Raw genomic sequence first — 16,383 nt, forward strand, 5'->3', positions numbered from 1 at the left:
CAAATCAAGGGTGAGAACAGTTTATTCTTCTTCTTCTGTGTCATCATCTTCATCTGAATCTGAGTCTGATGCTTCTTCTTCTAATTCAGTGTCTTCATCTTCACGTTCATCTGCTTCATCGTCGCCTTCCTCGTCTGAGGGAGTCGCTTCATCAATACCATCAGCATCGTCAAAGCTCATTTCAGCAACACGTAGATTCATAACATCCATCGGGTTGTACGCGACACCGTTTTCTCGAACTTCAAAGTGAACGTGTACGCCCGCATCGCGGTTGTACTCATTTTCACCAGCTGTACCGATGATTGAGCCTTTCGTAATCGTGTCGCCTTCTTCAACTTGCAAGTCTTGCAAACTGTGATACGCCGTTACAAGGTCATCACCATGGGAAATCTCAACAACATGTCCTAAAAGCGAATCTTGCTCTGCTCTTACGACTTCACCACTAAGCGCTGCTGTTACATCAAACGTTTCGCCATCAGCGTTAGCAAGGTCAATTCCTTTGTTTTGGTAATACGTCTGGTTGTAATATACGAGTGCAGCTTCTTGCTCTTCTGCCGTCGCATTATGATCGTAGAAATGACCGACAACATTGACCACGGACTCATCAAATACCGGCAGCTGCATTTGCTCCTCTTCCGTGCCTACCGGAACCGCTTCTTCGTCTTCAGAATCTGTATTGAAATCGAAGATTCCTTCATTTTCTTCCGTTGGATCCTCTTCGGCTAAATCGGTGCCGCCACCTTGGAACATAAAGAATGAGCTAAGCAGTACCGCACAGACCGTAAGATAAACCGCCGGCCAAAACCAAGGCTTTTTCGTAATTTCTTTTACTTGCCCTTGATTTTCTTTTTCTTTTGATTGAGAAACTTTTTTCTCTTGATCTTTCATTTGATCACCACCTCAGCAACCATTCTGATCAATTTCACAGAAAGATATACTTGTAAATGAAAATTTTTTGATAGTTCGGTTAAAAATTAAAAAACCGCCCATGTTCGGCGGTTTCTAATCTGTCTCATCTTCTTTTGTGAAATTCAATACGTAACTTTCAGCCGCTTGGGTCGTATCATCAATTTGAATATCTTGATAATAGTGAGTTACGATCTCTTCATAATTACGGCCGTCTTTCGCCATGCCATCCGCACCGTATTGACTCATACCGACCCCATGACCCCAACCTCGTGTTTGCACAATCACTTCATTACCTTCCCGACGCCAATCAAAATCACTCGAATCTAAACCGAGTGCTTCACGGATTTCTCTTCCATGGAAAGTTTGTTCTCCAATTGAGACTTTAGCGACCCGTCCACCCTCTGTTCGTTCCGTGATTGGTGCAAAGTCGCCAGCCTCAGGGAGCGAAACGCCGAGGGCGGCTTCTACATCCCCTACAGTTAGCGTAACTGTATTGTTAAATCGAGGGGAGACTTCCTGATCCCAAGGACTCTCCACACTTCGCAAATAAGGCAATGATGTTTTCCAATAGTCTTCAACGTTTTCTGTATATCCATTGCTTGTAGAGAAAAAAGATGCGGTAATCGGATCGCCATCGTGAGTGATGACTTCCCCAGCCGTTGCATTGACGGCTTCTTCGATTCGCGTCATCTGTTCTTCATAATCCGCGCCCCACCGTTGTTGTAACTCTTCATCACTTGAGTACACTTGATGGGATGTCGTATCGGTCACTAAAGCGCCTCCCGGCAAATTGATGCTCTCTTCATATTCCATTTGTTTTACGACGTACGTTCTTGCTACGAGCGCTTGCGCTTTTAATGCTTCCATTTCAAAAGAAGCAGGCATCTCACTGGCTACGACTCCTCGAACATAAGTTTCAAGTTCCACTTCTTCTACTTGTTCTGTTTGGTCGCGATACACGGGCACGAAAACATCGACGGCTTCTTCTACTTCATCTGTTTCTTCAGCCTCTTCTACGGTTTGTATGTCCTCTGTCTCTTCCACATCAACGGTTTTCATATTCGCCTCGGAATCTGAAAAAACCATCACGAGTAAGGCGGGAAGGACGAGAATCACACTTGCAAGGATACTCACGACGACAAAGATCTGCCTCAAAAAACGCCCCTCCAATCTAAACACTTGTCCATATCACTGTTTCGTTAGCAATGATAACCACTATGAGCCTATGGCGAAACGTGACTGATTAGAACAAGTTTTACGAGCGGGCTTGTTGCAAGGCTGGTGCTGGAGTGCACAAACTAGCCACAACATAACCGACAAGAGACAAGGCGACAGGCAGAACGACCGAGTGCATACCAAACGGCTCTGGCATAAAGATGGAGATCGCGACATAACTTCCCACCCCTAAGATAATCGACGCTAGCGCCCCGTATTTATTCCCGCGAGACCAATACAAACCGAGCACGAGCGGCCAAACGAACGCAGACTCTAACCCGCCGAAAGCAAACAAATTTAACCATATGAGAAGGTCGGGTGGACTGAGGGCGAACAAGACGACGAGAATTCCAATGACAGTTGTAACCCCTAAGCTCATTTGCTTGATCCGTTTTTCTGTTGCATCTGGATTTACATAATTATAATAGATATCTTTTACGACCGAAGAGCTGACCATGAGCAAAAGCGCATCTACGGTTGACATAATCGCTGCCATCGGTGCCGCAAGCACAATACCCGCTAGCCAAGCAGGCAGCACAGTCATCGCAAGCGTCGGCATAACCGTGTCAGGCTCTTCAATCCCTGGAAGAATGGGGCGGGCAAGTACGCCTGCAAAGTGCATACCAAACATCATGAAGGCGACGACGATCGTTCCGATGATGAGCGCGCGATGCATTGAACGAGAATCTTTATAAGACATCGCCCTCACCGCAACTTGTGGCAACCCAACAACACCGACCCCGACAAGAATCCAAAATGATGACACATATAGCGCTGTTAGACTACCATCATGTCCGAACGGCGTAAGTAACAATTCATTCTCTTGCGCAAGGTCATTCATAATGTTCGGCAAACCGCCGCCAGCAATAATTGTTCCCACAAGTAAAATGAGTGTACCGAAAAACATAACGAACCCTTGAACAGCATCGGTAATTGCTATCGCCCGAAAACCACCGATAATCACGTAGCAAAGAACTGCGACAGCAAATAAAAACAAGGCGCTCGTATACGGCAAACCTGTAATGGCTTCAATTAAACGGGCGCCACCAACCCATTGAGCCGTCATCGCCGCAAACAGAAAGATAATAATCGACAATGCGCTTAAGATGACGACAGGTTTGCTATTATCGTATCTTCCCTTCATATAATCGACAATCGTGACCGCGTTGTAACGCCTCGCCATGATTGCAAACTTCTTTCCTAATATCATAAGTATAAAATATCCGGTCGCCACTTGGGCCATCGATAATAGCACCCACCCAAGGCCTTCTGTATATGCCGCGCCTGGGCCGCCAACAAAACTGCTAGCACTTCCATATGTCGCAATCATCGTCATCGCTAGAATCAGTCCACCAAGCTCACGACTGCCAAGAAAATATTCTTGCATGAAGTTTGACTTCGCATACACTTTTCTTGATGACCAAAAACCGATCGCAAATACGAGGACGACGAAAATAATGAGTGGAATCATGACGTCCCAATTCATTGATCATCATCCTCCTCAAGTGGCACTTCGGTAAAGAAGTAGCGAACAGCGATAATGACGAGCACAATCATAACAATGGAGCCGACTACGCAGCTGTAAAAAAACCACGCAGGCATTCCGAACACCCATTGGTACTCCGAGACCGGTCGTGACCCTAAGCCGTAAGCAAACCCATACCACCATACGAAGTTGATTACAGCAAGTCCAACACCAATCCACGCTTCCCGATGGGCGACTTTAAATCGTCGATCCATGCGTTGTTGATCCCCTTTTTTCTTTTAAGTATACAAAAAAGAACTGAAGCTTTCACCTCAGTTCTTTCATTACATGTTAATTAATGGCTTCATTGTCTAATACTTGAAGGTTCGTGCCTTCTGCAGCCTCTTCCACATCAACGCGCTCAATTCTCGCGCCAATGCCTTCTAATTTCTTGTGGAAGTCGACATAACCACGGTCAATATGGCGAAGTTCAGATAGCTCCGTCACACCGTCAGCGACGAGACCGCCTAAAATGAGTGCAGCGGCAGCTCGAAGGTCAGTCGCTGCAACTTCAGCCCCTTGCAATTTCACTGGACCGGTTACAATCGCTGAGCGATCTTCAATCTTAATGTTTGCATTCATACGGCGGAATTCTTCCACATGCATAAAACGATTCTCAAATACCGTCTCTGTAACGACACTAGAGCCTTTTGCTTGTGTGAGTAACGCCATAAATTGTGCTTGCATATCTGTTGGGAAGCCAGGATGTGGCATCGTTTTAATATCAACCGGGCGCAAAATGTCCGGCCCGATTACTCTCATACCGTTGTCAGATTCCTCAATGACAACGCCCATTTCACGCATCTTTGCAACGAGCGGACGCATATGCTCAGCGAGCGCACCTTCTACAAAAACGTCTCCACGGGTAATCGCTGCCGCAATCATAAATGTGCCGGCTTCAATACGGTCCGGAATAATTGTGTGGTCAGCTGCAACTAAGCGCTCAACACCTTCAATGCGGATGGTTCCTGTCCCTGCACCACGCACTTTTGCTCCCATCGCATTCAAGTAATTGGCCAAGCAAACAATTTCCGGTTCTTCCGCTACGTTCTCAAGCACCGTCGTTCCTTCAGCAAGCGCTGCTGCCATCATAATATTCTCTGTTGCACCTACACTTGGGAAATCAAGGTAAATCTTTGCACCTTGAAGTCTGCCATCTACGCGAGCTTCAATATATCCTTGACCGATTTCTACGGTTGCACCCATGGCTTCGAAGCCTTTCAAATGCTGATCAATCGGCCTTGAGCCAATCGCACAGCCACCCGGTAGCGCAATGTGCGCATGACCGGTCCGCGCAAGAAGTGGCCCCATTACGAGAAATGACGCACGCATTTTTCTCACATATTCAAACGGCGCATTCGGACGAAGCGGTTTTTCGGCATTCGCATAGAAAACGCCTTCTTTATAATCAACGTCCATTTGTAGGTGGTTTAAAACACTTTTCATTGTGTATACATCTGCTAGAGCTGGTACATCATATATGGTGCTGGTTCCTTTTTCAGCGAGTAGGGAGGCTGCAAGTACAGGTAAAACAGCATTTTTTGCCCCTTCTGTCTTTACCGTTCCGTTGAGCCTTTTACCCCCTCTGACTCTAATTTTTTCCAACGTATTCCCCTCCGCGTCCATTAATCTTTTCACTTGTGCATGCCAATGTACTCGTTGGCAATGCTGGATCGCTTGGCAACCAGACAGGAATGCTCACTTCGTTCCTATTCTATTCAGAATCGTGGATGGGCGTTCCCAACAAAACCCCTTGAACCGCGCCCATTTCATTCACCTGGCAACCAAATTCACAGTATGTTTCAGTCTGTAGCCGTTTGCTAAGTACCTTTTTACAGAAACACACTTTCTTAGTCGTGAACTCAGGTAAAAAGTTACAAGCATATTTGTTTGTCATTGTGTTTGTTCATTCACATTGACTTATTCCCAACATGTTTCATGGTCAAACGTTTTTAAATGAGAAAAACTGTCGATGTTTACTTGTGAGTAGTGTTTGCTTTTTCAGTACACACATACCTAGAACTCTGTTCCATTAGAATAAGTACCTAAGCATGAGCGCTTGATTTAAATACTCAAGGAAAAATGTGCTCACAAGGTGGGTAATCGCAACGGCAATTAAAATAAACAACATCATACCTCTACCGCTTTTAGGATGCTGGATGATCCGGTCCAACTTCAGTGCTTGCAAACTCCACCATACGATAACAAGCACAAATAAGTTAAATGTAATATGAAGCAAAGCATGTTGTCCGATTTGATCAAATATCAGCAAAATCAACGATTCCTTCCTTAACAAAACGTCATTATGTAAACGTTTCTTCATCAACCTAAAAATTTCATAACGATATAATTATATCAAACAGGTTATCCCTTGTCGACATATCAAATTGGTGTCAAATATTGACGAATTAACACTAATTAAGTGTTCAAATGCCTAGTATAGACAGATTTCACCATCACGAAAATGTGACACAATTCAACAAACATACTGGTACAAGCACCACCCGCACTGTTTTCGACCACACGTATATGTATGCAGGTTGCTCGCTCGTTCGACAACCTAAATTTTGAATATTTTGTGTCAGTATTTATTTGTTGTTCGGATTCAAGTGGCTCCCTCTCCTGACTGAGCGCTCAATTGGTTAGATGAGTCCCCGTTACGAGAGGTCACCTGATGGGGTCACGGCGGCCGTGTCACCGCTCGTGAGGACCATGAAAAGTGATAATTGTTGAGAGGCCCGTCCTGGACCGAACCCTCAGTTGAAAAACCCGAAATGCTGTCGGCGCGGGTCGCGCCGAACCGAGTTCAGTTTGGCGTCGGCCCCGCTGGGGCCGACAGGTTGCTCGGTTATCGGCATTGAATCTCCGCTCTAATTGGATCAAACTGCGCGCACAATCCGATCCACGCTCCACTGCGCGCAAACATATGAAGACATTTTTGCTACTTATGTAAAATAAGAAAAACCCCGCCGAATGGCAGGGCTTTTCTTATTTTGAAGCGATGCTTAGGCGAGTTTCTGCTCGTTTTAGCGAGGCCTTTGCACGCTTTTTGTCGACATCGCTGTCGTTACTTAGACGCTGCTCTGCGCGTGATTTCGATTGTTCGGCACGAGCTCGATCGATATCTTCTGGGCGCTCAGCAGATTCTGCCAAGATGGTTACTTTGTCGGGGCGAACTTCCATGAAGCCCCCGCTTACAGAAACCGTGTCTTCCCCATTATCTTTTTTCATACGTATTGTACCGATAATGAGTGGGGTAACGAGCGGAATATGGCCGGGAAGCACGCCAATTTCTCCGACTTCCGTTCTCGCAGAAATCATACGTACATCGTCTTCATATACGCTCCCGTCGGGGGTAACGACGCTAACATTGATCGTTTTCAAAGTAATCGTCCTCCTTCACCAACGGGTTTACATATTTTGAGCTTTTTCAACCACTTTATCAATTCCACCAACAAGTCGGAATGCATCCTCAGGGATGTCATCGTGCTTGCCTTCAAGAATCTCTTTAAATCCGCGAACTGTATCTTGAACAGGTACGTAAGATCCTTGCATACCTGTAAATTGCTCAGCTACGTGGAAGTTTTGAGACAAGAAGAATTGAATACGACGTGCACGCGCTACGACAAGTTTATCGTCTTCAGATAGCTCGTCCATACCGAGGATGGCGATGATATCTTGAAGTTCACGATACTTTTGAAGTGTTTGCTGTACGCGCATTGCAACGCTGTAGTGCTCTTCACCAACAATTTCAGAAGAAAGTGCGCGTGAAGTTGACGCAAGTGGATCCACGGCAGGGTAGATACCCATATCAGAAAGACGACGCTCAAGGTTCGTTGTTGCATCCAAGTGAGCAAATGTCGTTGCTGGAGCCGGATCCGTATAGTCATCGGCAGGTACGTAAATCGCTTGGATTGACGTAACTGAACCTTTTTTCGTTGACGTGATACGCTCTTGAAGTTGACCCATCTCTGTTGCAAGTGTCGGCTGATAACCTACCGCTGAAGGCATACGTCCAAGAAGGGCGGAAACCTCTTGACCTGCTTGTGTAAAACGGAAGATGTTGTCAACGAAAAGAAGTACGTCGGCGCCTTCGCGATCACGGAAGTGCTCCGCCATCGTAAGGCCCGTAAGTGCAACACGCATACGAGCACCAGGCGGCTCATTCATCTGACCGAACACCATGGCAGTCTTCTTAATAACGCCAGAGTCCGTCATTTCGTGATAAAGGTCGTTACCTTCACGTGTACGCTCACCTACACCGGCGAATACCGAAATACCGCCGTGCTCTTGTGCGATGTTGTTAATGAGCTCTTGAATGAGTACAGTTTTACCTACACCCGCACCACCAAATAGACCGATCTTACCACCCTTAACATAAGGAGCAAGTAAGTCTACAACTTTGATTCCTGTTTCAAGAATCTCCGTCTTTGTTGTCATGTCATCAAATTCTGGTGGTTGACGGTGAATCGGGTCTCTTGGTACGTCAGCCGCAACTGGCCCGTCCAAATCAATCGCATCACCTGTTACGTTAAATACACGACCAAGTGTTGCTTCACCTACAGGTACTGAGATTGGCGCTCCAGTGTCAACTGCAGACGTTCCGCGTTGAAGACCGTCTGTTGAACCCATGGCTACGGTACGGACCGTATCATCACCAAGGTGGAGAGCGACTTCAAGTGTAACGCTAATGTCAGCATCGTTGTCTGAAGATGCTTTTTGTTCAACAAGTAAGGCGTTGTTGAGTTCTGGAAGTTCGCCACTATTAAAGCGAACGTCAACAACTGGACCCATCACTTGAGTGATGTTTCCTTTGCTCATCCTTTTGACCTCCTTTGTAATCCTGTTGTATTTCAGAGTCGATTAGTTAGCAGCGTTTGCCCCACTAACAATCTCATTAATTTCTTGTGTAATTGCTGCTTGACGAGCACGGTTGTAGACGAGCGTTAATTCCCCTACGAGGTTATCTGCATTATCAGATGCAGCACTCATCGCGGTCATTCTCGCACCAAATTCAGCAGCTTTTGCATCAAGCAATGCACCGTAGATCAAGCTTTCTCCGTATTGTGGAAGTAAGCCTTCTAAGATGACTGCTTCGTTTGGTTCATACTCATAGCTTGGTGTAGCACTTGCATTTTCTCCAAGATCCTCAGCCAAGTCGGTAAGCGGCAATAATTTGTTCTCTGTCACATCTTGACGGATCGCACTGACAAAGTGGTTATACCACATGTACAGCTCATCAATTTCCTCGTTCTCATACATGCCAATCGCTTTACGAGTAATCGTTTTGATCTCATCAAATGATGGTGAATCAGAGAGTTCAGTTACAACCTCACTTACAGGCAGCCCGAGTCGTCTTGCGTTGTCACGGCCAATTTTCCCGACCATGATAATTGTATATTCGTCTGTAGACTTGTGTCGCTCTTTGAGTTTCTTCGTCAAATCACGAATGAGACTTGCATTATAACCGCCGGCTAGACCTTGGTCAGAAGTAATGACTACATAACCTGTCTTTTTCACTTCACGATTTTCCATCATCGGATGGCTAATGTCAGTGTCGCCAGTTGCGATACTGCCTACAACCTCTTGGATTTTCTCCATATACGGCTGATAAGCTTGTGCTTTTGCTAGGGCACGGCGCTGCTTAGAAGCCGCTACCATTTGCATCGCTTTCGTCGTTTGCTTCGTCTTCTTCGTCGAAGTAATTCTTGACTTTATCTCACGTAAAGAAGCCACTGTCGTCTCACCACCTTTTCACTGAATCGAAAACGTTACTCTGCGTCTGAAGGACTAAAGTTCTTCTTAAACTCAGAAATGACGCCGTCGAATTCTTCTTTATCAGGAAGGTTACCTGTTTCGCGGATGCCTTTGAGAAGTTCTACAGCATTGTTATCCATGTACGTGAACAATTCTTTTTCGAAGCGAAGAACGTCACTAACAGGGATATCATCAAGGAATCCGTTAACAAGAGAATAAATAATCGCAACTTGCTTCTCTACCGGAAGTGGTGAGTTCAAGTCTTGCTTTAGCATTTCAACAGTACGTTGTCCACGGCCAAGCTTCGCTTTCGTTGACTCATCTAAGTCAGAACCGAACTGTGAGAAAGACTCAAGTTCACGGAATGACGCGAGGTCAAGACGAAGTGTACCGGCAACTTTCTTCATCGCTTTAATCTGAGCTGAACCACCAACACGTGATACGGAACTACCTGCGTTAACGGCAGGACGTACACCTGAGTAGAAAAGGTCAGACTGCAAGAAGATTTGTCCGTCCGTAATTGAAATTACGTTTGTCGGAATGTATGCAGAAATGTCACCCGCTTGTGTTTCAATAAACGGTAGAGCTGTAATTGAGCCGCCACCTTTTGCATCACTTAGCTTTGCCGCACGCTCAAGTAGACGTGAATGTAGGTAGAAAACATCCCCTGGATAAGCTTCACGACCTGGAGGACGACGAAGGAGTAATGAAAGCTCACGGTAAGCCGCTGCTTGCTTTGTAAGGTCATCATAAATAATCAATACGTGCTTGCCGTTGTACATGAACTCCTCACCCATTGATACCCCTGCATATGGTGCGAGGTATAAAAGTGGTGCTGGGTCTGATGCGTTGGCAGCAACGACGATGGTGTAGTCAAGCGCACCTTTTTGACGAAGCGTTTCCGTCAAACCTACAACAGTTGATTGCTTTTGACCAATGGCAACATAAATACAAATAACGTCTTCTTCTTTTTGGTTAAGAATCGTATCGATCGCTACTTGGGTTTTACCTGTTTGACGGTCTCCGATAATTAACTCACGCTGTCCACGACCGATTGGAACCATTGAGTCAATCGACTTGATTCCTGTTTGAAGTGGCTCATCAACGGACTTACGATCCATTACACCAGGAGCTTGTGCTTCAATTGGACGTGTTTTTACCGTTCCTGCTGGGCCTTGACCATCAATCGGTTGACCGAGTGGGTTAACGACACGGCCAAGAAGTTCTTCACCGACAGGTACTTCCATAATACGACCTGTACGTTTCACTTGGTCGCCTTCACGAATTTGATCATACGGTCCTAAAATAACAACACCGACGTTGTTTTCTTCTAGGTTCTGAGCAAGACCCATTACACCGTTTGAGAACTCAAGAAGTTCTCCGGCTTTGGCATTCTCTAAGCCGTGAACACGAGCTGTACCGTCACCAATTTGAGTGATTGTACCGACTTCGCTCGCTTCTACTGTCGACTGAAAGTTTTCAATCTGTTCTTTGATCAGCGCACTGATCTCATCAGGTTTAATGCTCATATTGTTCACCCCTATCAATTAACGATTTACACTAACAATCTTTCTTTCGAGTTTTTGCAGCTGATTGCGTACGCTGCCATCGTAGACGGTGTCACCGATACGTACGATTAACCCGCCAAGCATATCTTTATCGGTTTTGTTTACCGCATCAAGTGTGCGGTCCCCGATTTTTTGTTGGAATCGATCTGTAACGGCCTTTTGTTCTGCCTCTGATAACGGCTGAACGGAGTAGATCGTTGCTTTTTCGACGCCCATCGCTTCGTTTGCTAATGCATGATACGCAGAAATCACTTCTGATAATGCGGAAATACGGTCCCGATCAACAAGAACAAGTAATGTATTCTTCACGAAATCGTGTGCGTCAGAAAACCCGTCTTGAAGCAAAGCTCGTTTTTCGGATTTAGTAATCCGTGGATGAGCGAGGATCGACTGAAGCTCTGGAAGCGATTCGAAGACGGATGAAACGACGTTTAGTTCTTCACTTACGCGCTTTAATACGTCTTTTTCTTTCGCCAGTTGAAAGAGTGCACTTCCATAACGGCCAGCTACGGCGACGTTACTCATTTCGCTTCAACCTCTTCAAGGTAGCTGTCGATCAATTTCTGCTGCTCTTTTTCATCCAATTCTTTTTCAATCACTTTCGTTGCGATTGCAACAGAAAGGCTGGCGACTTGATCACGAACGGACTCAAGAGCTTGCTCTTTTTCACGTTCAATATCTTGAACGGCTGCTTCTTTAATACGTTCTGCCTCTTGCTTTGCATTCTCAAGGACTTCACGTGATTGTTGTTCGCTCATCTTGCTCGCTTGCTCGAGCGTTTCTTGCGCTTGAACGCGTGCTGCTTTTAACTCTTCGCGTTGTTGCTCCAAGTATTTTTCTGCTTCAACACGGCTCTTCTCAGCATTATCAAGGTCATCATTTACTTGATTCTGGCGCTTTTCCATTACACCCATCAACGGTTTGAGGGCGAACTTACCGATTATTAGCATCAATACTGTGAAAGCCACTAAAGAATATGCTATCGTGCCCCACTCAATACCTTCACCGAGTATCTCCATCGTTTACGCTCCTTTCGCAATACATGATACATAAGGAATGGCGAAGATCCTCATCGAAGAACATCATCGCCATCCCATCAGCTTCTTACCATTACCTAAGCTTACGCACCAACGCCGAAAAGCATTAGAATTGATACAACGATTGCGATAATCGGAACGGCCTCTGCAAGTGGGATCCCGATAAACATAAGCGTTTGTAGTGAACCACGTAGTTCTGGTTGACGTGCAACCCCTTCAAGTACTGCTTTAACGATAATTGCAACACCGATCGCTCCACCGACGGCTGCTAGTCCAGCTGCTAATCCAATTCCAAGATGCATAATGACATCCTCCTTTAATGTAGTTAAATGTTTTGAGGAATTTCTCCCCGGGTAATATTGATAACATGCTCAGCAATGTGAGCAGGCGTTATTCCAATCTTTAGTGTGACTCAACTTTGTGCGACATGTACACCATCGCAAGCATTGCAAAGATATACGCTTGTAAGGAACCGATAAAGATTCCGAACGCTTGCCAAACCATTGTTGGCGCGAACATTGCTAGTCCCCACCCAATACTTGCTGTACCAAGACCTACGATAAGTAGCATGAGTACCTCTTTGGCAAATACGTTACCGAAAAGTCGCATACCAAGCGTTAGTGTGTTGGCAAATTCCTCAATGATCTTGAATGGGAACAAGAACCACTTCGGGCGGAAATAATCCAACGAGTATTCTTTTGTACCTCTCAATTTAATCCCGTAAATGTGCGTTAGAATAACAACAAATGCTGCTAACGTCAGTGTCAAGAACGGATCTGACGTTGGCGACTTCCAAATTACGCTATGTGTGTCGTTCGTCGCCATTTCAAATGGGATCCCCATCATGTTTGATACGAAAATCACGAAAAGTAAAGTGTAGGCGAGTGCAATAAAGCGGCCTCCGGTTTTCCAATCCATGTTCGCTTTAATGATCCCACGACAGAAGTCGATGACCCACTCAATAAAGTTTTGTAAGCCTGTAGGTCTCATCGCCATCTTTCTTGCACCTATGAACGTAAAGAGAAAAACGATTAATCCGGCGATCGAAAACGTTATCATTGTTGTAACGTTAAACGTAATCGGAGCTCCGAAAAGTTCAAAGGGGGTCCAATAAATTGATTGTGCATCCATAATTTCACCTCACTTTTCGTAATTGTAATAGCATGTCCACCATAATATAGAGATAGAGGCTTCCATATCCTGTAAGTACTGCCCACAAGGCAAATGACTCTGGATTGAAAAGCGAGACAACTACCGCAACCGCTATCATACCATAACGGATCAATAAGCTGAATCCCGCAACGACATATGAAAATAAATTCGAAGATTCACCTGATGCCGCCGCTCCGACCACCTCTGTTTTAATGTAGGTCGACGTGAAGCTAATCATTGAGGAAAATATTCCTAAAAGAAATCCGAGGAATGAAGCGAGATAAGCTGTCGTGAACACGCCAATCAAACAGACAATGGCGACGATCATGACGACGCGAAAATAATACTTCATTCGTTGTTGCAGTTGCGTATGCATTACTCATCGTCTCCAAGTAAAGACTTAATGACCTGATACGCACCGTAAAAGCCTGCTGTCATACCAATTAGCAAGCCGAGAATTAATAACAGCGGGGTTGTACCGAAATGCCCATCAGCCCAATAGCCTAGCAAAATTCCACCAAACATCGAACCAACCATTGAAAAAAGTACGGTCGACACGACGGCTGCACCTTTGTAAGGATTGCGTTTGCCGTTGTCATTGGCCATTTTGGCGACTCCCTTCAACTGTAAGCCGTTGTTCAATAAAAGAAAAAGGTCCTTTTTATTTGAACAATGCGCGCAAATTACTTTCTCTGTACTAGGACAAGAAAAAACAATCAGCATACCCTCAGTAATCGTACAATAGCGACATTCACATGTCAACGAACGTTTTCTATGAAAAAAACCTGATGTGACAGTGTTCCTCCGAAATAAACAATGTGTCAAAACATTGACAATCACTATAGAAACTTACTCTTTTCCTTGACACTTTCCAGTTTTTCACAAAGTCATGGCTCTAATGACAACCCCTCGGGGCGTATTTGTTCAGCGATTACACAACAGTGACCAGAGAACGACATCATCCTCTGGTCCTTATCTTATTTACTCTCCAACAATAGAATTTTTGATTCTAACGTATCTTCACGATCTTTTAACTTCGCATACACGAGAACGTGGTAGAGACCTGGTTTTAGCTGGAGCTCATTGCGATCAATACGTTTTTCAAACGGCCCCTCTGGCAAATCGGTTTCATGATCGAGCGTACCGATATACGCAAATGTGTCCGGGTCATACAGTGTGATTTCTAGTTCTTCAGCACCGCCGGGGAGAAACACTTCGTACATCCAATCTCCGTTTCCAGGTAATTTCCCAAACTGAAACGCACTCACACGGGGATAGTCCGGTTCATCACTGAATAAGAGGAACGGTAATGTGACCGGTTCTGTGCCACCATTTACACGAATGAGTCCATCAACGCGCTTAAAGTCAATGATGTCTGGTTCAATCTCAACACGCACCTTCACATTTTTCTTCTCTCCAGGTTGAACGGTCGTCGCCATCGGCAAGTGCCATCTTAAGCCTGTGCCAATAGATGAAGGCACGTCAAACGTGTACGTTCGTTTTTCATCACTATGGTTTTCAATCGTCAATTCTTTTTCTAATCGTTGGAACAGTTGAAGGTCCGGATCTGCGTCCCACACACCAAATGAAAGGGCACCTGGGTATACAAGCGTGTCACTTAGAACGGCTGCCTGAATATCTACTCTTCCAGATCCTTGTACAAACGGCGGATACCGGTCTCCGTCCTCACTTACGAGCGGCACCGCAGTGTTCATAATTGCCGCCTTCACCTGTTCAGGTCCCCAATCGGGTTTCGCTTGTTTAATTAGGGCAGCTGCTCCTGCGATATGCGGGGCGGCCATACTCGTGCCGTTTAGCGCCAAATATCCGTCCGGAACGGTACTGTCAATGTCCACACCTGGCGCAACCACATCTGGTTTAATGTCCCACGTTTGCGTGACCGGGCCGCGGGAACTAAAAATTGCCATATGGTCGGTCTCTTCAATGTATGTTGTTTCCATCATTGTTTCATCGTCTTCATTTGCTTGAATCTGCTCACGCAGTTGGTTGCCGGTTTTATGGTCAATCGCTGCAGCTGTAAACGCCAATGGCTCCTCGACACCGGCCATAAACGTTCCAGGTACGTTGTTCATGAGCAACACCGCAACCGCTCCTGCATTTTTCGCATTTTCGATTTTGGCGCGAATTGGAATTCCACCGCGCTCAATGAGCGCGACACGGCCTTCGGCACCATCCAAATCATCAGGAAGCCCCATCCCTCCATCAATTACGCGGTTTTTCCGCTTTAGATCCCACGGTTTTGTGCCTTGGACAGCTTGTAAAAGAACATGCTCATCTGAACCATCCATTTTTAAGTGTGGCGCTTTAAGTGGCGGCGTTGATGCACCTACTGAAATCGCTTTTGATGCCGTTCCTGGCGAGCCAACACTCCACAAATCTGGACCGCTGTTTCCGTTTGATGTAACAGTAATAATACCCGCTTCTGTTGCTCGGTCGAGCGCCGTACTCGTCGGCCAATCTGGACCGTTAATCGGACTGCCGAGAGACAGATTCAACACATCAACCCCATCATCAATCGCCCGCTCAATCGCGTCTAAGATGTAGGCCGTGGAACCTTGTCCTTCCGGACCAAGTGCTCTGTACACATACAGCTCAGCATCTGGTGCAACACCCTTTACACTGCCATTCGCCGCAATGATTCCTGACACATGTGTGCCGTGAAACGTCTGCGCCTTTCCTTTTACCTTCGACTCCATTGGATCATCATCGTCATCAACGACATCATATCCACCTTTGTAATTGCGGCTTAAATCAGGGTGGGTATAATCAATGCCTGTGTCAATTACGCCGACCTTCACTCCTTTTCCCGTTAACTTAACGCCACGATGATCGAGTTCAGACCGTAAATCGTCAGCACCGATAAACGGAACACTTTCACGGAGCGACACTTCATAATCCACGCCCGCATCCACAGATGTTACACCTCTTACCGCTTTCACTGCCTGCGCTTGCTCTGCAGTTAACGAGTAAGCAAGGCCACGAATACTCTGGTCATACACAAAATCTGGAGTCACATTTTGCAACACATCTGCGAGCAGCTCCTCCTCGTCCTCCACATCCTCATGAAACTGCACAATATATGAACTCTTCACTTCCATAGCTTCGGTACGTGCAAGACCCGTTACTAATAAAAGAAAACAGCATCCAGCAATGATCATCATTCGTGTTCGATGTTTGCGATGTCCCATAACAGGCCCCC

17 protein-coding genes are annotated in these 16,383 nt (G+C 45.8%); all 17 read right to left on the bottom strand.

The genetic code is table 11. The features are described 5' to 3' along the window. Positions 1-21: 21 nt before the first annotated feature. The 17 genes from spoIIQ to ACE1TF_RS14255 all read right to left on the bottom strand — a co-directional run bounded on the left by spoIIQ (position 22) and on the right by ACE1TF_RS14255 (position 16,372). Positions 22-888: a stage II sporulation protein SpoIIQ gene (spoIIQ, locus tag ACE1TF_RS14175; protein WP_375017695.1), complete on the bottom strand. Its 867-nt coding sequence runs from the start codon at positions 886-888 to the stop codon at positions 22-24. Between the two features lie 114 nt (positions 889-1,002). Continuing rightward, positions 1,003-2,064 (bottom strand): stage II sporulation protein D, encoded by a 1,062-nt coding sequence (spoIID, locus tag ACE1TF_RS14180; RefSeq protein WP_042402702.1) that lies wholly within the window; start codon positions 2,062-2,064, stop codon positions 1,003-1,005. A gap of 100 nt (positions 2,065-2,164) precedes the next feature. Beyond that, the gene (panF, locus tag ACE1TF_RS14185) at positions 2,165-3,610 is read right to left on the bottom strand and encodes a sodium/pantothenate symporter (RefSeq protein WP_375017697.1); all 1,446 of its coding nucleotides are present in this window, start codon (positions 3,608-3,610) and stop codon (positions 2,165-2,167) included. Then, positions 3,607-3,864: a YhdT family protein gene (locus tag ACE1TF_RS14190; protein WP_042403668.1), complete on the bottom strand. Its 258-nt coding sequence runs from the start codon at positions 3,862-3,864 to the stop codon at positions 3,607-3,609. The genes panF and ACE1TF_RS14190 overlap by 4 nt, the downstream gene beginning before the upstream one ends. Positions 3,865-3,940: 76 nt before the next feature. After that, the gene (gene murA / locus ACE1TF_RS14195) at positions 3,941-5,254 is read right to left on the bottom strand and encodes a UDP-N-acetylglucosamine 1-carboxyvinyltransferase (protein ID WP_375017699.1); all 1,314 of its coding nucleotides are present in this window, start codon (positions 5,252-5,254) and stop codon (positions 3,941-3,943) included. 427 nt (positions 5,255-5,681) lie between these two features. Then, entirely contained in the window at positions 5,682-5,927 is a 246-nt protein-coding gene (locus tag ACE1TF_RS14200) for a DUF1146 family protein (RefSeq protein WP_238544805.1), read from the bottom strand. A 710-nt stretch (positions 5,928-6,637) separates the two neighbouring features. After that, positions 6,638-7,033 carry a F0F1 ATP synthase subunit epsilon gene (locus ACE1TF_RS14205; RefSeq protein WP_042430600.1) on the bottom strand — a complete coding sequence of 132 codons (396 nt, stop codon included), beginning with the start codon at positions 7,031-7,033 and terminating at the stop codon, positions 6,638-6,640. A 27-nt stretch (positions 7,034-7,060) separates the two neighbouring features. Continuing rightward, positions 7,061-8,470: a F0F1 ATP synthase subunit beta gene (gene atpD / locus ACE1TF_RS14210; RefSeq protein ID WP_042430597.1), complete on the bottom strand. Its 1,410-nt coding sequence runs from the start codon at positions 8,468-8,470 to the stop codon at positions 7,061-7,063. A 42-nt stretch (positions 8,471-8,512) separates the two neighbouring features. Next, positions 8,513-9,385 (bottom strand): ATP synthase F1 subunit gamma, encoded by an 873-nt coding sequence (gene atpG, locus ACE1TF_RS14215; RefSeq protein ID WP_042403663.1) that lies wholly within the window; start codon positions 9,383-9,385, stop codon positions 8,513-8,515. A gap of 35 nt (positions 9,386-9,420) precedes the next feature. Further along, positions 9,421-10,935, bottom strand: coding sequence for a F0F1 ATP synthase subunit alpha (atpA, locus tag ACE1TF_RS14220; protein WP_042403661.1), 1,515 nt, complete (start codon positions 10,933-10,935; stop codon positions 9,421-9,423). Positions 10,936-10,953: 18 nt separating this feature from the next. Then, complete coding sequence (locus tag ACE1TF_RS14225; RefSeq protein WP_042403659.1) at positions 10,954-11,499, bottom strand: F0F1 ATP synthase subunit delta; 546 nt, start codon at positions 11,497-11,499, stop codon at positions 10,954-10,956. Then, entirely contained in the window at positions 11,496-11,993 is a 498-nt protein-coding gene (gene atpF / locus ACE1TF_RS14230; protein ID WP_375017703.1) for a F0F1 ATP synthase subunit B, read from the bottom strand. The genes ACE1TF_RS14225 and atpF overlap by 4 nt, the downstream gene beginning before the upstream one ends. 101 nt (positions 11,994-12,094) lie before the next feature. Continuing rightward, positions 12,095-12,313 (bottom strand): F0F1 ATP synthase subunit C, encoded by a 219-nt coding sequence (gene atpE / locus ACE1TF_RS14235; RefSeq protein ID WP_042430586.1) that lies wholly within the window; start codon positions 12,311-12,313, stop codon positions 12,095-12,097. Positions 12,314-12,413: 100 nt separating this feature from the next. Beyond that, on the bottom strand, positions 12,414-13,142 hold the full coding sequence (atpB, locus tag ACE1TF_RS14240) for a F0F1 ATP synthase subunit A (RefSeq protein WP_375017705.1): 729 nt from the start codon (positions 13,140-13,142) through the stop codon (positions 12,414-12,416). 4 nt (positions 13,143-13,146) lie between these two features. Then, complete coding sequence (locus ACE1TF_RS14245; RefSeq protein WP_042403648.1) at positions 13,147-13,539, bottom strand: ATP synthase subunit I; 393 nt, start codon at positions 13,537-13,539, stop codon at positions 13,147-13,149. Further along, positions 13,539-13,769 (bottom strand): AtpZ/AtpI family protein, encoded by a 231-nt coding sequence (locus ACE1TF_RS14250; protein WP_042403645.1) that lies wholly within the window; start codon positions 13,767-13,769, stop codon positions 13,539-13,541. Before ACE1TF_RS14250 ends, ACE1TF_RS14245 begins: the two co-directional genes overlap by 1 nt. Positions 13,770-14,140: 371 nt before the next feature. Continuing rightward, complete coding sequence (locus ACE1TF_RS14255) at positions 14,141-16,372, bottom strand: S8 family serine peptidase (RefSeq protein ID WP_375017708.1); 2,232 nt, start codon at positions 16,370-16,372, stop codon at positions 14,141-14,143. Between the last annotated feature and the right edge of the window lie 11 nt (positions 16,373-16,383).

Origin of the sequence: Geomicrobium sp. JSM 1781026, assembly GCF_041949955.1 — a bacterium.
GTDB lineage: Bacteria > Bacillota > Bacilli > Bacillales > Marinococcaceae > Geomicrobium_A.

What these genes read in the sequence shown, in the direction of transcription:
- ACE1TF_RS14255 (WP_375017708.1), bottom strand. Translation starts at nt 16,372, where the DNA reads ATGGGACATCGCAAACATCGAACACGAATGATGATCATTGCTGGATGC.
- atpB (WP_375017705.1), bottom strand. Translation starts at nt 13,142, where the DNA reads ATGGATGCACAATCAATTTATTGGACCCCCTTTGAACTTTTCGGAGCT.
- ACE1TF_RS14250 (WP_042403645.1), bottom strand. Translation starts at nt 13,769, where the DNA reads ATGGCCAATGACAACGGCAAACGCAATCCTTACAAAGGTGCAGCCGTC.
- atpF (WP_375017703.1), bottom strand. Translation starts at nt 11,993, where the DNA reads ATGGAGATACTCGGTGAAGGTATTGAGTGGGGCACGATAGCATATTCT.
- panF (WP_375017697.1), bottom strand. Translation starts at nt 3,610, where the DNA reads ATGAATTGGGACGTCATGATTCCACTCATTATTTTCGTCGTCCTCGTA.
- ACE1TF_RS14190 (WP_042403668.1), bottom strand. Translation starts at nt 3,864, where the DNA reads ATGGATCGACGATTTAAAGTCGCCCATCGGGAAGCGTGGATTGGTGTT.
- ACE1TF_RS14245 (WP_042403648.1), bottom strand. Translation starts at nt 13,539, where the DNA reads ATGCATACGCAACTGCAACAACGAATGAAGTATTATTTTCGCGTCGTC.
- spoIIQ (WP_375017695.1), bottom strand. Translation starts at nt 888, where the DNA reads ATGAAAGATCAAGAGAAAAAAGTTTCTCAATCAAAAGAAAAAGAAAAT.
- atpE (WP_042430586.1), bottom strand. Translation starts at nt 12,313, where the DNA reads ATGCATCTTGGAATTGGATTAGCAGCTGGACTAGCAGCCGTCGGTGGA.
- atpA (WP_042403661.1), bottom strand. Translation starts at nt 10,935, where the DNA reads ATGAGCATTAAACCTGATGAGATCAGTGCGCTGATCAAAGAACAGATT.
- ACE1TF_RS14225 (WP_042403659.1), bottom strand. Translation starts at nt 11,499, where the DNA reads ATGAGTAACGTCGCCGTAGCTGGCCGTTATGGAAGTGCACTCTTTCAA.
- atpD (WP_042430597.1), bottom strand. Translation starts at nt 8,470, where the DNA reads ATGAGCAAAGGAAACATCACTCAAGTGATGGGTCCAGTTGTTGACGTT.